This window comes from Amycolatopsis iheyensis, assembly GCF_024703995.1.
In the GTDB taxonomy this organism is placed as follows: domain Bacteria; phylum Actinomycetota; class Actinomycetes; order Mycobacteriales; family Pseudonocardiaceae; genus Amycolatopsis; species Amycolatopsis iheyensis.
This window is the reverse complement of record NZ_JAMXQV010000050.1, coordinates 1-16,194: the sequence shown is the minus strand read 5'-3', so window position 1 is coordinate 16,194 and position 16,194 is coordinate 1. Positions and strand designations below refer to the sequence as shown.

The window sequence follows — 16,194 nt, the reverse complement described above, 5'->3', positions numbered from 1 at the left end:
GGCGAGGCCTCCGGCGATTACTCGACTGTGACGGACTTCGCCAGGTTACGCGGCTTGTCGACGTCGTACCCGCGGGTGCGGGCGATCTCCGCGGCCAGCACCTGCAGCGGCACGGTGGACACCAGCGGCTGCAGCAGGGTCGGCACCGCCGGGACCTCGATCAGCTCGTCGGCGAACGGCCGGACGGTCTCGTCGCCCTCTTCGGCGATCACGATCGTGCGGGCGCCGCGCGCCTGGATCTCGCTGATGTTCGAGACGAGCTTCGAGTGCAGCACCGCGCGGCCCTTCGGCGACGGCATCACGACGACGACCGGCAGGCCGTCCTCGATCAGCGCGATCGGGCCGTGCTTGAGCTCGCCGGCCGCGAAGCCCTCGGCGTGCATGTACGCCAGTTCCTTGAGCTTCAACGCGCCTTCGAGCGCGACCGGGAAGCCGACGTGCCTGCCGAGGAACAGCACCGCCTTGGAGTCGGCGATCCGGCGGCCGAGGTCGCGCACCTGCTCCACAGTGGACAGTACCTTTTGGACGGCCGCGGGCATGGCCTCCAGCTCGGCGAACTCGCGGGCGACCTCGTCCGGGTACTTCGTGCCGCGGGCCTGCGCCAGCGCCAGGCCGACCAGGTAGTTCGCCGCGATCTGGGCGAGGAACGCCTTGGTCGACGCGACGCCGATCTCGGGCCCGGCGTGGGTGTAGAGGACGGCGTCGGACTCACGCGGGATCTGGGCGCCGTTGGTGTTGCAGACGGCCAGGACGCGGGCCTTCTGCTCCCGCGCGTGCCGGACGGCTTCGAGCGTGTCCGCCGTCTCGCCGGACTGGGACACGGCGACGACGAGCGTGTCGCGGTCGAGGACCGGGTCGCGGTAGCGGAACTCGCTCGCCAGTTCGACCTCGACGGGCAGGCGCGTCCAGTGCTCGATGGCGTACTTGGCGACCAGGCCGGAGTGGTAGGCCGACCCGCAGGCGACGACGAAGACCTTGTCGACGTCGCGGAGGTCCTGGTCGGAGATGCGCTGCTCGTCGAGGATGATCCGGCCGGACTCGAAGTGCCCGCGCAGCGTGTTGGCCAGCGCCTCGGGCTGCTCCTCGATCTCCTTGAGCATGAAGTACTCGTGACCGCCCTTTTCGGCGGCGGACAGGTCCCAGTCGACGGTGAACGGCTTGGCCTGGGCGGCGTCGCCGTGGAAGTCGCGGACCTCGTAGCCCTCGCGCGTGATGACGACGAGCTGGTCCTGGCCGAGCTCGACGGCCTCGCGGGTGTGCTCGATGAACGCGGCGACGTCGGAAGCGACGAAGTGCTCCCCCTCGCCGACCCCGACGACCAGCGGCGACGACCGCCGCGCGGCGACGATCGTGTCCGGCTCGTCGGCGTGCGTCACGACCAGGGTGAAGGCGCCTTCGAGCCGCCGGCAGACCGCGGCGACGCTGGCGGCGAGGTCGGCCTTGGTGTCGCCCTCGGCGTAGGCGCGGGCGACGAGGTGCGCGGCGGTCTCGCTGTCGGTGTCGCTGGCCATCTCGACGCCGTCGGCTTCCAGCTCGGCGCGCAGGGTGGCGAAGTTTTCGATGATGCCGTTGTGCACGACGGCGACGCGCTGGGTCGCGTCCCGGTGCGGGTGCGAGTTGCGGTCGATCGGCGCGCCGTGGGTGGCCCAGCGGGTGTGGCCCATGCCGGCGGTGCCGCTCATGGTCTCCCGGCCGACCTTGTCGAGCTCGGCTTCGAGGTTGGCCAAGCGGCCGGCCTTGCGCTCGACGGTCAGTTCGCCGCCGTCCAGCACGGCGATGCCGGCCGAGTCGTAACCGCGGTACTCCATGCGCCGGAGCCCGCCGAGGACGACGTCCAGAGCCGGGCGGTGCCCGACATATCCCACGATTCCACACACGCGCACCAGCCTAACGAGGGATATTGGGCTGTCTCTTGGGGTCTGGATACCTCATCTGACCTGCTGTTCTTCCTTTCGACATGGTCCGGACCAATGCACGTCACCCACCCGGGTGCCGAGCCCGGCAAGCGCCCCAATGTGGCGTTGGGTGCGCTGGACGCACCGAACGCCACATTGGGTGCGTCTGACGCACCCAATGCCACATTGGGGCGCATGGGGCCGGGCGCACCTGGGCGGTCGGCGCGGTGGGCGAGCCTCTCTCGTCCGCGCACAGTAGGGTTCCCGCCATGGCCAGCAAGCCCAAGCAGCTGCTCGCGGAGTTGACGCACCCCGGTCCGCACGAGGTCCTGCGGGGCAACCTTGCCCTGGTCGGGCTGCCCGGTGTCGTCTTCACGCCACGGTCCGGGCTCGGTCTGCCGGCCGTCGCCTTCGGGCATGGGTGGCTGCAGCCGCCCGAGCGGTACCGGCAGCTGCTGCACCACCTCGCCAGCTGGGGCATCGTCGCCGCCGCGCCGGCCACCCAGCGGGGGCCTCTCCCCTCGCACCGGCTGCTCGCCGCCGACCTGCTGACCACCCTCGACGTCGTCACCACCGTGCGGCTCGGGCCCGACGGCATCAGCGTCGACCCCGCCAAGCTCGGGCTCGCCGGGCACTCCACCGGGGGTGGCTCCGCCGTCCTCGCCGCCGCGCAGGACGCCCAGGCTGTGATCCACCGGGGCTCCGCCCCGGGCCGGGGGCTCCGCCACCCGGACCCCCGAACCGAAGCTGAGAAGCCGCGGATCAAGGCCGTCGCGACCATCACGCCCGCGCAGACGCTGCCGCCGGCCACCGAGTCCGCCAAGGCCATCACCGTGCCCGGGCTGCACCTGGCCGCCGAGGAAGACCTCGTCGCGCCCAAGATCGCGCACGCCGAGGCCATCACCGACGCCTGGGGCGGCGAAGACGTCCAGCTGCGCACCCTCGGCAAGGCCACCCACCTCGGCGTCACCGAGGGCAAGCACTGGTCGCAGCTGATCATGCACGGCAAGCCGCACCGCAAGACTCAGCAGCTCACCCGCGCCCTGTTCACCGCGTTCTTCCTCACGCACCTCACCGGCACCGACAAGTACCGGCCCCTGCTCGAGGCCGACGTCAAGCGTGCGCCGATCGAACGCGAAGAAGAACCCGCGCACTGAAGGGGCCCGGCCGAAGCCGGGCCCCTTCCGAAACCTCAGACCAGCCAGCTGGTGCTCGAGAAGTCGTCCTCGTCGTCCGGCTGACGTGCGTGCCGGCCCCGCTTGGGCGGCTCCGGCGCCGGAGCCGCCGGCTCGGGCACCGGCTCCGGACGCGGTGCCGCCGCCGCGGGCTCCGGTGTGCCGTAGCTCGGCGCCGGCGTGCCGTAGCTCGGCGTCGGGTAGTTCTGGAACCCGGCGCCCGCCTCCTCGTCCTGGACGCCGAACTCCATCAGCGACTCGCGGCCCTTGTCGGCCAGGGTCTTCTCCGTGGCCCAGCCGCCCGCGCTCTGCTTGCGCTTGTTGAGCTCGTCCATGTGCTCGGCGTACTTCTGCGCCGCGCCGAGCTCCTGCTTCAGCCCGTCGCGGGCCTGCGCTTCGGCCTCCGCGACGCGGCGTTCCCGCAGCCCCCGCTGCTCGTCCTGCTCCCGCGCCGCGGCGTCCATCGTCGAGATCGCCGCGCGGTACCGCTCTTCGGCGCTGCTCATCGGCCCTCCTCGGCCTTCGTCACCGGTCGTACCGGATCGAACGGTCACCCTCGTCGTCCAGCGAGCCGCTGATCCGGCCCTTGGCGCCACTCGTTTCGAAGACGCCGCCCTCGATGCGGTACTGGCTGGGCCCGCGCTGCTGGTCGCCACCGCCGCCGCCACCCGGCGCGCCACCCATGCCGCCCATCATCCCGCCCATGCCACCCATGCCGCTCATGCCACTGGCCGAGCTCGCGGCCGCCTGGTGCGCGCCGGGGTCGACCGGGGTCGCCCCCAGGCCGGCGCCGTCGGCCGACGGGAGCGGCATGTCGGCACCCGACTGGGCGCCCGGGTCGAGGGACACCGCGCCCGCGAAGTCGGCCGAACCGCCGCCGCCGACCGCGGACCCGAAGTCGTTGGCCCCCGCGGTGGTCGTCGTGTCGCCGCCGCCACCGCCGGCCACGCCCGCGTCGCCGCCGCCACCCGCGTCGGCCACCGCCACCGCGGGTTCCGCGCTGCCGCCGCCGAAGTCACCGGAGAAGTCCTGCCCACCCGGGGTGCTGAACCCGCCTCCGCTCGCACCGGCGCCCTGAGTGAAGCCCGGGTCCGGGTTGGCCGGCGCCGGGTCCTTCAGCGCCGCGTCGGCGCCCGGGTCGTGCTGGATGTCCCCGCTGACGGCGACGGGCTTGTCGGCCGCCGAACCCGTCGTGGGATCGGTCTTGAGGTCGCCCGCCTTGGGGTCGTCCTTCTCGTCCAGCGTGTACGTGGTCGGCTCGCCCTTGCCGTCGTCGACCGTGACGATCGTCGGGCCGTCCGGGCCTTCGGGCCGCTCGGCCGTGATCTTGAGGTTGCCGTCCTGGATGTGGATCTTGCCGTCCGGGCCCGGCTTGTAGCTGCCGTCGGCGGAGGGCTGACCCTCCTTGACCGCGCCCTGCGGGCCGAAGCTCGCGTCGTCCTTGGCGCCGTCCTTGCCCGCGCCGTCCTTGCCCGCCTCGGCCTTGTCGTCGTCACCCCAGTCGAGGTGGTAGTCCTTCTTGTTGCCGTGGCCGTCGTCCACGGAGATGTCCTGCTTGCCCTCCTTGTCGGGCTCGGACATCTCGATCGTGTTGTCGCCCTTCTTGACCGACACCGTGTCCGTGTCGTCGGTGTCCTTGATGGCTTCACCGGTCGTCGGGTCGATCGGGTACGGCTTCCCGGTGTCCGGGTCCATCTCCAGCGGCTTTCCGGTGATCGGGTTCTTGCCGTCCTCGGGCTTCTCCGGCTCCTCGGCCTTCGGGGGCTCGGCCGCCGACGGCGTCGTCGAGCCGCCACCACCGGTCGAACCGCCGCCGCCGGTGGAGCCACCGCCGCCGTTCGAACCGCCGCCGGTGTTGCCGCCCTTGTCGCCGCCGCCGGTGTCACCACCCTTGTCGCCGCCCTTGTCACCGCCGCCGGTGTCGGTGCCCTTGGCCTCGGTGAGCTGGTTGCGGTAACCGTCCATGTACCGCTCGAGCGCGCCCCACTGCTGGTCGATCGTGTCCTTGGCGGTCTTGCAGGAGCCGTTGAACGCGTTGATCAGGCCGTTGTACTCGGTGCTGAACGCGCCGTCGCGCCAGTAGCGGCAGACCTGGCGGCCGTACTCCTTGTTCTCGTCGTTGAACCCGCAGTCGTCGTTCTGCAGGCGCTCGGCGAGGTTGGACTGGTTGCCGTTCTTGGCGTTCACCGCGTCGATCCAGCCCGCGACCTTCATGAAGTCGTCGAACTCCTCGGTGTCGCCGTTGGCGATCTTGAGGACGTCCTTGGCCATGTTGATGTCGGCCTGGGCGATCGTGGGGCGGTGCAGCTGGATGACCTCGTCGACCTTCTTCTTGACGGCGTCGTAGACGTGCGTCACGGTCTGCGGGATCAGCTTCGCGGCGCCGTCGATCTGCTTCGACAGCTCCTGCGCGTGCGGCTTGATCGTCTCGTCGTACTTGATCTCCGCGGCGTTGGCGCCCTTGCCCTTCCACTCCCCGAAGAGGGTCTGGAGCTCGGTGTCGCTCTTGGACAGCGTGTCCTCGACGACCTTGTGCGCCTTCGACAGGTCGTCGGCCTCGGTGAGGAACTTCTGGAACTGGATCCCGCGGTTCTCGTGGAACTTGTCCTTGAGGTCCTTCTGGGAGTCGATGTGCCCCTGGCCGCCCTTGATCTTGTTCCAGATCTCGTCGGTCCACAGCGCCAGGAAGTCGACCGTGACGTTGCCCTGGTCGAGCATCTCGTCGGAGGTCTTCGCGCCGGCCCCGAGCGTGGGCGTCGCGATTCCGTCGAGGTTCTTCTTCGCGGTGTTCTTGCGGTCGGTCTCGCGCTGCTGTTCCTTGCCCTTGGCGGCCGACTCCTCCTTCGCGCGGGAGACGATTTCGTCGGTGTCGTCGTTTTCGAAGACCCGGTAACCGTCGTTGCCGCCGTCGGAATAGTTCTCGACGTACTTCTTCGCGTACTCTTCTTCTTCGTCGTTGAAGTTGACCGTGTTGCGGTCGTACTCCTCCATGAGCTCCGTCTTCGTCTCCATGGAGACGTTCGGGTCATCGAGGACCTTCTTGATTTCCGCCCAGTCGGCCATTACTTGCTCCCCGCCGAAGTGGCCTGCGCGCCGGCGTTCGCTTCCTGCGCGTTGTACTTGCCGCCGGCCGTGCCGATGTTGCTGCCCAGGTTCGCCAGTGCGTTGGACAGGCCGGTCATGCCCGCGCCGATCTCGTCGATCCCGCTCTTGTACTTGTCGAAACCGTCGCCGTGGACGCGGCCCATGTCGTCTTTCTTGAGCTCGGTCGGCGCGACCTTCTTCGCCTCCGCGGCCGGGTCGTCCGCGGCGTCCGCGAGGCGCACCTGCGCCCGCGTCATCGCCTCCGAACTCGCTTCATAACCGTTTGGCATGGTCGCTGCCCCCTTCGAATCCCACAGCCCCTGGTCGGTGTCTCGGAACTGTGACGCGCCCGGACGCCGTTCGGTGCCGTCGCAGATGCACACAGAGTCTAGCGGTCGGCCGGACGGCTGACCTGGGCTTCGGCGAAGTGCACTCAGCCGGGGCCGGGCCGCGCCGCGACCGCTTCGGAAATGACCTCGGCGACCCCGCGGACGTCCACCAGCCGGTCGAGCTCGTCCAGGTCGACCGAGACGCCGTAGCGCACCTCGACCCGGGCCAGCAGCTGGATCCGCTGCCGGGACGTCATGCCGATGTCGTCGAACGGCGTCGAGTCGGCGAGCCGCTCGGGCGGGATCTCCAGCGCGAGGCAGACGATCTTCCGGATCTCGTCGGCGTAGCCGGCCGCGTCAGTCATGGGGCCCATTCTCGCCCCACCAGCGGTCGCGGGCGGCGGCACGCGACACCTTGCCGCTGGAGGTCCGCGGCACCGCGCCCGGCCGGACCAGCCACAGGGCCCGCAGCGGCAGGTCGTGGCCCGCCGACACGGCCCGCCGGACGGCCGTCGCGACCTCGTCGTCGTCCTGGACCGCGCTGCCGGCCACCACCGCGACGCCTTCGCCGCGGCTGTCGCCGACGGCGAACGCGGCAACGCGGCCGGCCCGGATCGCCGGGTGCGCGGCCTCGACGGTCGCTTCGACGTCCTGCGGGTAGTGGTTGCGGCCGTCGACGATGATCAGGTCCTTGAGGCGCCCGGTGACGTAGAGCAGGCCGTCGTGCTCGAAGCCGAGGTCGCCGGTGCGGAGCCAGCCGTCTTCGGTGAAGAGACCGTCGTCCGGACGGCCCCAATAGCCGTCGGCCACGTTGGGCCCGGCCACCTGGATCTCTTTGTCGACAATGCGGATCCGCTGGCCGTACGGCCGGCCCACCGAGACCAGCTCACGCCCGTCGAACGTCCTGACCGTCGGCCCCTCGTCACCAGCGCTCGCGACGAACACCGTGGCCTCGGCCAGCCCGTAACACGGCTTGATCGCCCCGCGCGGCAGCCCGAACGGCGCGAAGGCGCGGTGGAAGCCCTCGACGCTGGCCGCGCGGACCGGCTCGCTGCCGTTGAGCACCGAGTTGACGTGCGCGAGGTCGACGGGCTCCCCCGCCGCCTCGGCAACGAGGTCGAAGGCGAAGTTGGGCGCCGCGGTGATCGCGCCCGGGTGGTCGGCGAGCAGCCGGATCCAGCGCATCGGGTCGCGGACGAACTCCATCGGCGTGAAGAAGACCGAGTGCGCGCCCAGGAACACCGGGGTGCCGATGAGCAGGACCAGGCCCATGTCGTGGAAGAACGGCACCCAGCCGGCGAGGTGCGTCGACGCGTCGGCGTGGTAGCACTCCGTGGTCTGCCAGCAGGCCGCCACCAGCGCGCGGTGCGAGATCACCGCGCCGGCCGGGCGGCGCGTCGAGCCCGAGGTGTACTGCAGGTAGGCCGGGTCGGCCATCGCCACTTCGGCGGGCGGCTCGACGTCGTCGGGACTGATGTCCTCGATGGCGAGCGCGACGACCGGCGGAAGCTTCTCCAGGAAGGCCTTCGAGGTCAGGCAGGCCGCCGGGGTGGCGTCGGCGAAGGCCGCCTCGATCCGCGCGCGGCCGGAGCGGCCGGTCGGGACGGACAGCGGCACCGCGATGCGCCCCGCGTAGAGCGTGCCCAGGAAGGCGACGACGTACCCGAGGTCCTGGCGCGCGACGATCGCGACGCGGTCGCCGGGCCGGGTGCGCCGGCGCAGCTCGCGGGCGACCCCGCGGACGCGGTCGAGCACCTGGGGCCAGCTGAGCGTCTCGTCCGAAGGCCCGGGGAACGTGCGGCAGGTGAACGCGGGTCCGCCGGCGGCCGCGTTGCGCAGCAGGTGGTCCGTGAACGGCGTGGTCAGGACGTCTTCCGGGACTTCTGCGGGCGGCACGGCCCCATCCTGCCCTACCGTGTCGAAGCGATGGACGAGTTCGAGCTGCACGGGATCGGCGTGGTCACCGGCCGCGAAGCGTGCGTACACGCCCTTCGGTCCCCGGACCTGACGTCGGATCCCGGCGCCGGCTCACCCAGTGTGCTGCTGCGCGACGGCGACGGCCACACCCGGGTGCGCGGGGTGCTGCGGGAGATCATCGCCGGCCTCGAGCCGCTGCCGGACCCGGTGCTCGCGACGATCGAAGCCGTCGTGGGCGGCCTCGGGCCGGCGTTCGACCTCGTGCGCGACTTCGCGCGGCCGGTGGCGGGCGCGGTGACCTCGGCGGTGCTGGGCGTGCCGCTCGACGACGTCTTCCTGGACCACCTGGAGCGGACGACGGCGAACCTCGACGTCTTCGGCGGCGCGGACCGCGCCGGGCAGACGTCGGCGTTCCGGCTCGCGGTGCAGCTCAGCCGGACCGCGGCCGGGCCGGGCGGCCTGACGGCGTTGCGGACGGCCCACGCGGCCGGCCGGCTCGACGACGACGAGCTGATGCTCAACCCGGTGGTGCTGGCCCACGCGGCCTACGAGAACTCGCTGAACTTCCTGGCCTGCGCCGGGCTGGAGCTGGCGACCTCGGGCCCGCGGAGCGTCCGTGAGCTGGTGACGTCGATCTGCCCGGCCCGCTACGTCCTGCGCTTCGGCGCCGGCGGACCGGTGGCGGTGTCCTTGACCGACGGTCTCCCGTTCGGCCTCGGCCGGCACGCCTGCCCGGGTTCGGGCGTCGCGCTGGCCGAGGGCGAGGTCGCGCTCACGGCGTTGGCGAAGCTCCTCGACGGCGGCTGCGAGGTCGGCGAGGTGGTGTGGAAGAGCCATCCGGTGTTCCACGGCCTGGCGAAGGCCGTGGTCACCCGGTCAGGAAACCGCTGAGACGACACCCGCGAGGCGGTCGGCCGCGGCCTGGGCCGTCGCCTGCGCCGGAGCCTCGACCATCACGCGGACCAGCTGCTCGGTGCCGGACGGGCGCAGCAGCACCCGGCCTTCCTCACCCAGCTCGGCTTCGACCTCGCCGACGGCGTCGCGGACCTCGGCGGAGTGGGCGACCGCCGTCTTGTCCGCGACCGGGACGTTCACCAGCACCTGCGGCAGCCGGTTCATCACGGCCGCCAGGTCGGCGAGGGACTTGCCCGTCTCGGCCATGCGGCTCATCAGGCGCAGCGCGGTCAGCAGGCCGTCGCCGGTCGTGGCGTGCGCCGGCAGCACCACGTGGCCGGACTGCTCGCCACCGAGGGCGAAGCCGCTCGCGCGCAGCTCCTCGAGGACGTAGCGGTCGCCGACCGCGGTCGTCACGACGGTGATGCCGTGCGCCTTCATGGCCAGGTGCAGGCCGAGGTTGCTCATCACGGTCGCGACCAGGGTGTCCTTGTGCAGCTCACCGGACTCGGCCAGCGCGAGCGCCAAGACAGCCATGATCTGGTCGCCGTCGACGAGCTCGCCGGCGGAGTCGACGGCCACGCAGCGGTCGGCGTCGCCGTCGTGGGCGATGCCGAGGTCCGCGCCGTGCTCGACGACGGCCTTGCGCAGCTTCTCCGGGTGGTTCGAGCCGCAGTGCTCGTTGATGTTGACGCCGTCCGGCTCGGCGAACAGCGCGACGACCTCGGCGCCCGCCCGGCGGTAGATCTCGGGCGCGGCGGCCGACGACGCACCGTTCGCGCAGTCGACGACGATCTTCAGCCCGGCGAGCGGGTTCGGCGTCGCGTCGACCAGGTGGGTGGCGTAGCGGTCGAGGGCGTCCTCGACGTCGGTGACGCGGCCCACACCGGCACCGGTCGGGCGGATCTTGCCGTCCGCGAGGCCGGCTTCGATCTCGTCCTCGATGCCGTCGGGGAGCTTGTGCCCACCCGCGGCGAAGAGCTTGATGCCGTTGTCGGGCATCGGGTTGTGCGACGCGGAGATCATCACGCCCAGGTCGGCCTCGAGCGAGCCGACCAGGTAGGCGACGGCCGGCGTCGGCAGGACGCCGACGCGCAGGACGTCGGCCCCCGCGGAGGTGAGGCCGGCGACGACGGCGGCTTCGAGCATCTCGCCACTGGCGCGCGGGTCACGGCCGACGACCGCGACGGGCCGGTGCGAGCGGTCGTGCGCGGCGAGCACGCGGGCGGCGCTGGCCGCCAGGGCCAGGGCCAGTTCCGGCGTCAGCTCGGCGTTGGCCAGGCCACGTACCCCGTCGGTACCGAACAGGCGTGCCATCGATCGACCTCCTCAGTGCGGTCACCCAGTGGAATGACCACGACAACCTAGCGGCGTGGGCGGACCGCCTTCCCCCGCCCCCGAAGTGTCGCTCCGGAGCGCGGAGACGAAACACCCCTGAAAAGACTGGAGCGCCCATCCGATGGACGGATGGGCGCTCCAGTGGGTTGCGCCAGAGGCGCGATCAGCGCTTGCTGTACTGCGGGGCCTTGCGGGCCTTCTTGAGGCCGTACTTCTTCCGCTCCGTGGCGCGCGCGTCACGGGTCAGGAAGCCGGCCTTCTTGAGGGCCGGGCGGTCGTCGGCGTCGACCTCGATGAGGGCGCGGGCGATCGCCAGGCGCAGCGCGCCGGCCTGGCCGGAGACGCCGCCACCGTGCAGGTTGGCGAAGATGTCGAACGAGTCCGGCTTCTCGACCAGGACCAGCGGCTCACGGATGAGCTGCTGGTGCACCTTGTTCGGGAAGTACTCCTCGAGGGTGCGGCCGTTGAGCTTGAACTCACCGGTGCCCGGGACGACCCGCACGCGGACGACGGCTTCCTTGCGGCGGCCGACGGTCTGCGCGTTGCCGCCGGCGGCGCGCGACGGGCGCGGCGCGGCTTCCGACTCGCTGGTGGCGACCGGGGTCTCGCTGGTGGCCACGGCGCCGGTCTCGGTCGCCTCCGTGGTCTCGACGACCTCGGGGGTCTCGGTCTCGGTGCTGGTCACAGACTGTTCCTCACTCACTGCGCGACCTGCGCGATCTTGGTGATCTCGCGCGCCTGCGGCTGCTGCGCGGCGTGCGGGTGCTCAGCGCCGGCGTAGACCTTCAGCTTCTTCGCCTGGGCGCGGCCGAGCTTGTTCTTCGGCAGCATGCCCTTGACGACCTTCTCGACGAGGTGCTCGGGCTTGGTGTCGAGCAGCTCACCGAAGGAGCGCTTGCGCAGGCCGCCGGGGTAACCGCTGTGCCGGTAGGCGAACTTCTGCTCGCGCTTGTTACCGGTGAGCGCGACCTTCTCGGCGTTGACGATGATGACGAAGTCACCGGTGTCCACGTGCGGGGCGTAGGTCGGCTTGTGCTTGCCGCGCAGCAGCGTGGCGACCTCGGTCGCCAGCCTTCCGAGCACGACATCCTCGGCGTCGATCACGTGCCAGGCACGAGTGACGTCGCCGGGCTTGGGGCTGTACGTGGGCAAGGGTCTACCTCGTCGTCAACATTGCGTGTGGGTTCTGTGCGGGCCTAGCGCTTTCGCGCCGCAGCGCACAACGACATGTAAAGATACCCCCACGCCCACCGCACCCGTGCATCGGGGTGGGTGGAGCCGCCCGCTTCCGGCCTCGACCGGCCCGGGCGCAGCCGGACTCTACCCGGTTTTCCCGGCGAAGTGCCCGCACGCGCCGACCCGACACGCGAGGATGAGACGATCCGGGCGGCACATCGAGCAGGGGACGCGCTATGAGCAAACGACCGAGGGCGATCTTCGTGCTGGCCGCCGTCCTGGCCCTGGTCAGCGCCTGCGGCACGGCGAAGGCGGGCACCGCCCTGCCGAAGGGCGACGACGCGGCGGACTACGTCGGCGGCAAGTTCGAACAGGTCATCGGCAAGCTCGGGGACGCCATCACCGACACGCGGGACGTCACCAACTCGCTCGACGCCTACTTCAAGTTCGACGACAAGTGGATCCACAGCATCGTGACGTCGGCGCGCACCGGCAACCCGGAGAACCGGGTGGTGCGGCACCGGTCACAGAAGAACCCCGACGAGATCATCGACACGTACACCCCCGCGGACGGCGCGGTCGAGTACACCTACCTCGGCCCGTTCTACGTGACGAAGGGCGTGTCGCCGACGGCGTGGGTGTCGGAGCCGAAGCCGGCGGCCGGCCTGATCATCCCGTGCGCCTGGAACGGGGTCCGGACGCCGTGCCGGATGGCGGACTCGACCGTGGACGCTTACAAGGCCGACAAGCGCGCGGTCCGGGGGGCGAAGAGCCTCGGCGACGGGAAGACCGCGCTGACCGTCAACGTGCCGTTCGAGGTCTTCGTCAAGAACAAGGTCGAGATCCTGCCGCAGAGCCTGCTCGACGAGGTCGGGCCGGAGCTGAAGAAGGCCCTGGTGCCCACGACGATCACGCTGAACCCCGACGGCAGCCTGGTCTCGTTCGGGATGGACGCCAAGTTCTCCGGCGACGGCCACAACCTCGAGCTCAAGTACGACTTCCGGTTCACCGGCAAGGCGAGCCTGCAGGACATGCCGAAGCTGCCGGACGCGTCGCAGATCACCGTACTGCCGGACCAGGCCGCGAAGGACGCCTTCAACCAGCGCCTCGGCGAAGCGCAGGGCAACTGATCCGTGGCCACGACCCGAGGTGAGCTCCGATGAACCAACCGCCCCAGCCGCCCCAGCCGTCCGACCCGCAGTGGTGGCAGCCCCCGGCGCCCGGCGCCCCCGCGGGGTGGCAGCCCGAGCAGCAGCCGACCGGCCCGCACGCCGGGCAGTGGCAGCAGACCGCGGATCCGGGGACGGGCTCCTACACCGGCCAGTGGAACCAGGGGCAGCCCGCCTCGACCGGGTCGTTTTCCGGGCCGTGGCAGCAACAGCAGCCGGGTGCGCCGTGGCAGCCGCCGTCCGCGCCGACGCCTCAGCAGCAGCCGAGCCCGCCGGGTGGGTGGCCCGCGCCGCAGCCGGGCCAGTACGGCGGCGGGTTCCAGCCGACGCAGTACGGCGGCCTCGGCGCGTTCGGCGCGGAGCCGGCGAAGAAGCCGAAGTCGAAGAAGCCGTTGGTGATCGCCGGCGTCGCGGTGCTGGTGCTCGCGATCGGCGGCGGCGCGACGTGGCTGCTGGGCGCGTTCCGCGGTGACGTCCTCGACCAACAGTCCCTTCAGGACGGTGTGGTCAAGGTCCTCAACGAGAGCTACGGCGAGCCGGACGTGAAGAACGCGTCCTGCCCGGCGAACCAGGCCGCGCAGAACGGCACGACGTTCGACTGCACGGTGCAGATCGGCGGGCAGGACAAGAAGGTGACGGTGCGGGTGCTCAACGACCGCCCCGAGTACGAGGTCGGCGCACCGCACTGAGTCCCGGCACTGCTCCAACGGAGTGATCGACTCCGACCTGCCGGAAAACGGTGGGCGCACCCGATAGGTTCGTGGCGAATCACCAACCGAACCGAGGGTGGGAACTTGCACAAAGCACTGAAGAGAACCGGATCCGTCGTCGGCGCCGCGCTGCTGGCGCTCGTCGCCACGACCGCGGCGGCCGGGGTCGCCGAAGCCTCCTACGACAGCTGCCCGTACGGCAAAGTCTGTCTCTTCACCGGCGCTGACGGCTCGGGCAGCCGGTGGGTCGCGCCCGACTGCGGCATGGAAGCGCTTCCCAGCGGGATCGCGAACCGGGCGGTGTCGGCGCGCACCTACGGGAACTCGATCGACATGTACTACTCGACCGTGGTCCCGAGTCTCGTGTACGTCGAGTCGGTCGGCCAGTTCTACACGAAGAACCTCCAGCACCCGGGTCAGGCGGACACCATCTTCGTGAACTGCTGAGCGGCACCGGCTTTGCCATAGAAGACTTTGCCACACAAGAAAACGGCGGGCCCCGCACCGAAGTGCGGGCCCGCCGTGCGTTCCGGGACTACCGGATCAGAACAGACCCTCGACGGCCTTGTCCGTGCTCTGGTAGCCGTCCGCGATCTGCGGCAGGGCGGCGGCGATCTGGGCCAGCACCTGCTTCAGGTCCTCGAACTTCTGGTCCCAGGTGCGCTGGGCCTGGTCGTACTGCTCCTTGGCGTTACCGGTCCAGGTGGTGACCAGCGGACGCAGGTCGTCCTTGAGGCGGTCGAACGCCTGCTGCAGCTCGTTGCCCGTGCTGTTGCAGTCTTCGGCGGCCGCGTGGATGGTGGCGTAATTGACGACAATGCTGGCGCCATCAGGCATGATGTGCTCCTTCTGTGCTGAGAAAGTTCGGAGTGGAGAAGAGAAAGACCGCGGTCAAGCTCAGCCGAGCGCCTCGAAGCCCTTGTTCAGGGCCGCGATGGTCTCCTGCTGCTGCTGCTCGGAACGCTCGTACTTGGAACCGGCTTCCTGGAGCAGGTCCGCGATGCGCTGCAGGGCCTGGTTCATCTGGCGGGCGTCGTCGTCGAACCGCATCATGACGTGGTCGAACGCCTTCTGCGCCTCACCCTGCCAGCCGGCGCGGGTGGCCTCGATGCGGTCGCGCAGCGTCGCCAGGTTCTGGTCCATGCTGGTGCGGACCTCGGTCACGCGCTGCTCGGACTCGGTGAACTGCTGCGGTGTTCCCTGGTATCCAGCCATGCTGGAACCCCCTTCGTAAGAGTTGTTGTCCGTACCAAGCTCGTTCGTTGTACGGCCCTACGACGGAGACACTGCCATGTCCGGTTCCCCCTTGTCGTGCTTTGCCCGCAAGTAGTTGCTTGCGTTAACGCCGGAACCGGGAACCGCTCGCCACGGGTTATCCCCCGGGGCCACGACTCGGCGACGCGTCACCCGAAAATGCGTTCCTCACCAGCGGAGTTAGCACACGCACAGCAAACGGCGAGTGATCTTCACCGGTCCCGTTTCATGATTCGCATCTGGGAAAAGTCATCGTCGTCCTCACCCGATCGAGGGGGCCGGACGGGAGATTGCGAACGCGAAGGAACCGAATCGGCGGGAACGGGAACGGGAACTTCGGGGACGCTCAGCCCGCGGGCCCGGCGGAACCGTTCGGCGGCCGCGCGCAGCGTGCCGGGCGTCGGGTCGCCGGACTTCGCGCCGCGGCCGTGGCGCTTCAGGAGTTCGACGTTTTCGCTGTGGTGACGCCGGCTGCGCGCGAGGGCGGTGCCGGCGACGCGCCGCGCGTGCGTGACCGCGTCCTGCCCGGCCCGCTTGAAGGACGCCGCGGCGCTGGAAAACTCTTCGGACGGCACCGCGTGCCCTCCTCTCAGTTGAGGATTTCGACCGTCCGCACGGCCTGCGCGCAGGCGGCGGCGACCCGGTCCCGCAGCGCGGCCGTCGCGTACTGGCAGCCGACGTGCACCCGGACCCGGCCCTTCGCCACGACGTACCAGTCGACCTGGAGGTCGGGCCGGTCTTCCTTGCTCTCGTGGTAGAAGATCACCGTCTTGCCCTGGTAGGCCAAGCTCGGGTTGAACGCACTGTACTGCTGGGGCTTCTGCTCCGCGTCGTGCTTGATCGCGTCGGCGAGCTTTTGCGGGTCCGCGGTCGCGTCGTAGTCCATGACGTACTCCTGCGCGACCACGAGGTCGTTGCCGCCCCGGTCCTCCTGCGGGTGGATCACGACCTGCCGCTGGGCGACCCGGTCGTCGGTCTGGACCCAGTCCTCCGGCGAGACGAACTTGAAGTCGTACTGCGACAGGGTGCGGCCGGTCTCGGCCTGGCCGTCGCTGAACACGAAGAGCCCGCCGACGACGAGCGCGGCCACGACGACCACCGCGCCGCCGACCAGGCCCCAGAGCTTGCCGCGGCTTCGCTTCTTCGCGGGCTGCGCCGTCGCGCCGCCGGGGCGGGGGCCGGGCTGGCCGGCGGGCGGCGTCCACGGGCGGGCCGCCGGCTGCCCGTGCGGCGGCGACGGGGGTGGCGACTGC

Annotated in this window: 18 protein-coding genes; 5 read left to right on the top strand and 13 right to left on the bottom strand. The window is 70.7% G+C overall.

Annotation, left to right across the window (positions count from 1 at the left end):
- Positions 1-17: 17 nt before the first annotated feature.
- A complete protein-coding gene (glmS, locus tag M8542_RS48335) occupies positions 18-1,877 on the bottom strand; it encodes a glutamine--fructose-6-phosphate transaminase (isomerizing) (protein ID WP_257927192.1) in 1,860 nt (619 codons plus the stop codon).
- A gap of 287 nt (positions 1,878-2,164) precedes the next feature.
- On the opposite strand from glmS, the gene M8542_RS48330 reads away from it, so the two are divergent.
- Positions 2,165-3,052: a dienelactone hydrolase family protein gene (locus M8542_RS48330; RefSeq protein ID WP_257927191.1), complete on the top strand. Its 888-nt coding sequence runs from the start codon at positions 2,165-2,167 to the stop codon at positions 3,050-3,052.
- Between the two features lie 35 nt (positions 3,053-3,087).
- Here the strand turns inward: M8542_RS48330 and M8542_RS48325 are convergent, their stop codons facing one another.
- From M8542_RS48325 to M8542_RS48305, 5 genes are all read right to left on the bottom strand, one after another.
- On the bottom strand, positions 3,088-3,576 hold the full coding sequence (locus M8542_RS48325) for a hypothetical protein (RefSeq protein WP_257927190.1): 489 nt from the start codon (positions 3,574-3,576) through the stop codon (positions 3,088-3,090).
- A gap of 19 nt (positions 3,577-3,595) precedes the next feature.
- On the bottom strand, positions 3,596-6,133 hold the full coding sequence (locus M8542_RS48320) for a WXG100 family type VII secretion target (RefSeq protein WP_257927189.1): 2,538 nt from the start codon (positions 6,131-6,133) through the stop codon (positions 3,596-3,598).
- Positions 6,133-6,411, bottom strand: coding sequence for a hypothetical protein (locus M8542_RS48315; RefSeq protein WP_257927188.1), 279 nt, complete (start codon positions 6,409-6,411; stop codon positions 6,133-6,135). Before M8542_RS48315 ends, M8542_RS48320 begins: the two co-directional genes overlap by 1 nt.
- 176 nt (positions 6,412-6,587) lie before the next feature.
- The gene (locus M8542_RS48310; protein ID WP_257927187.1) at positions 6,588-6,848 is read right to left on the bottom strand and encodes an acyl carrier protein; all 261 of its coding nucleotides are present in this window, start codon (positions 6,846-6,848) and stop codon (positions 6,588-6,590) included.
- Positions 6,841-8,379: a fatty acyl-AMP ligase gene (locus M8542_RS48305; RefSeq protein WP_257927186.1), complete on the bottom strand. Its 1,539-nt coding sequence runs from the start codon at positions 8,377-8,379 to the stop codon at positions 6,841-6,843. Before M8542_RS48305 ends, M8542_RS48310 begins: the two co-directional genes overlap by 8 nt.
- 30 nt (positions 8,380-8,409) lie before the next feature.
- On the opposite strand from M8542_RS48305, the gene M8542_RS48300 reads away from it, so the two are divergent.
- Positions 8,410-9,291, top strand: a complete 882-nt coding sequence (locus tag M8542_RS48300; RefSeq protein WP_257927185.1) for a cytochrome P450 family protein — start codon at positions 8,410-8,412, stop codon at positions 9,289-9,291.
- Here the strand turns inward: M8542_RS48300 and glmM are convergent.
- The 3 genes from glmM to rplM all read right to left on the bottom strand — a co-directional run bounded on the left by glmM (position 9,277) and on the right by rplM (position 11,784).
- Entirely contained in the window at positions 9,277-10,611 is a 1,335-nt protein-coding gene (gene glmM / locus M8542_RS48295) for a phosphoglucosamine mutase (RefSeq protein ID WP_257927184.1), read from the bottom strand. The two genes, M8542_RS48300 and glmM, sit on opposite strands and share 15 nt — an antisense overlap.
- 184 nt (positions 10,612-10,795) lie before the next feature.
- On the bottom strand, positions 10,796-11,317 hold the full coding sequence (rpsI, locus tag M8542_RS48290) for a 30S ribosomal protein S9 (RefSeq protein ID WP_257927183.1): 522 nt from the start codon (positions 11,315-11,317) through the stop codon (positions 10,796-10,798).
- A gap of 14 nt (positions 11,318-11,331) precedes the next feature.
- A complete protein-coding gene (rplM, locus tag M8542_RS48285; protein WP_257927182.1) occupies positions 11,332-11,784 on the bottom strand; it encodes a 50S ribosomal protein L13 in 453 nt (150 codons plus the stop codon).
- 260 nt (positions 11,785-12,044) lie between these two features.
- On the opposite strand from rplM, the gene M8542_RS48280 reads away from it, so the two are divergent.
- From M8542_RS48280 to M8542_RS48270, 3 genes are all read left to right on the top strand, one after another.
- Positions 12,045-12,938, top strand: coding sequence for a hypothetical protein (locus M8542_RS48280; RefSeq protein ID WP_257927181.1), 894 nt, complete (start codon positions 12,045-12,047; stop codon positions 12,936-12,938).
- A gap of 29 nt (positions 12,939-12,967) precedes the next feature.
- Positions 12,968-13,666: a DUF4333 domain-containing protein gene (locus M8542_RS48275; RefSeq protein ID WP_257927180.1), complete on the top strand. Its 699-nt coding sequence runs from the start codon at positions 12,968-12,970 to the stop codon at positions 13,664-13,666.
- A 105-nt stretch (positions 13,667-13,771) separates the two neighbouring features.
- Positions 13,772-14,134, top strand: coding sequence for a peptidase inhibitor family I36 protein (locus M8542_RS48270; protein ID WP_257927179.1), 363 nt, complete (start codon positions 13,772-13,774; stop codon positions 14,132-14,134).
- A 96-nt stretch (positions 14,135-14,230) separates the two neighbouring features.
- On the opposite strand, the gene M8542_RS48265 is transcribed toward M8542_RS48270, so the two are convergent.
- From M8542_RS48265 to M8542_RS48250, 4 genes are all read right to left on the bottom strand, one after another.
- Positions 14,231-14,524, bottom strand: coding sequence for a WXG100 family type VII secretion target (locus M8542_RS48265; RefSeq protein WP_257927178.1), 294 nt, complete (start codon positions 14,522-14,524; stop codon positions 14,231-14,233).
- Between the two features lie 60 nt (positions 14,525-14,584).
- Positions 14,585-14,902, bottom strand: coding sequence for a WXG100 family type VII secretion target (locus M8542_RS48260; RefSeq protein ID WP_257927177.1), 318 nt, complete (start codon positions 14,900-14,902; stop codon positions 14,585-14,587).
- 251 nt (positions 14,903-15,153) lie between these two features.
- Entirely contained in the window at positions 15,154-15,516 is a 363-nt protein-coding gene (locus M8542_RS48255) for a hypothetical protein (protein ID WP_257927176.1), read from the bottom strand.
- Positions 15,517-15,530: 14 nt separating this feature from the next.
- A partial coding sequence (locus M8542_RS48250) for a type VII secretion-associated protein (RefSeq protein ID WP_257927175.1) occupies positions 15,531-16,194 on the bottom strand: 664 nt, incomplete at its 5' end.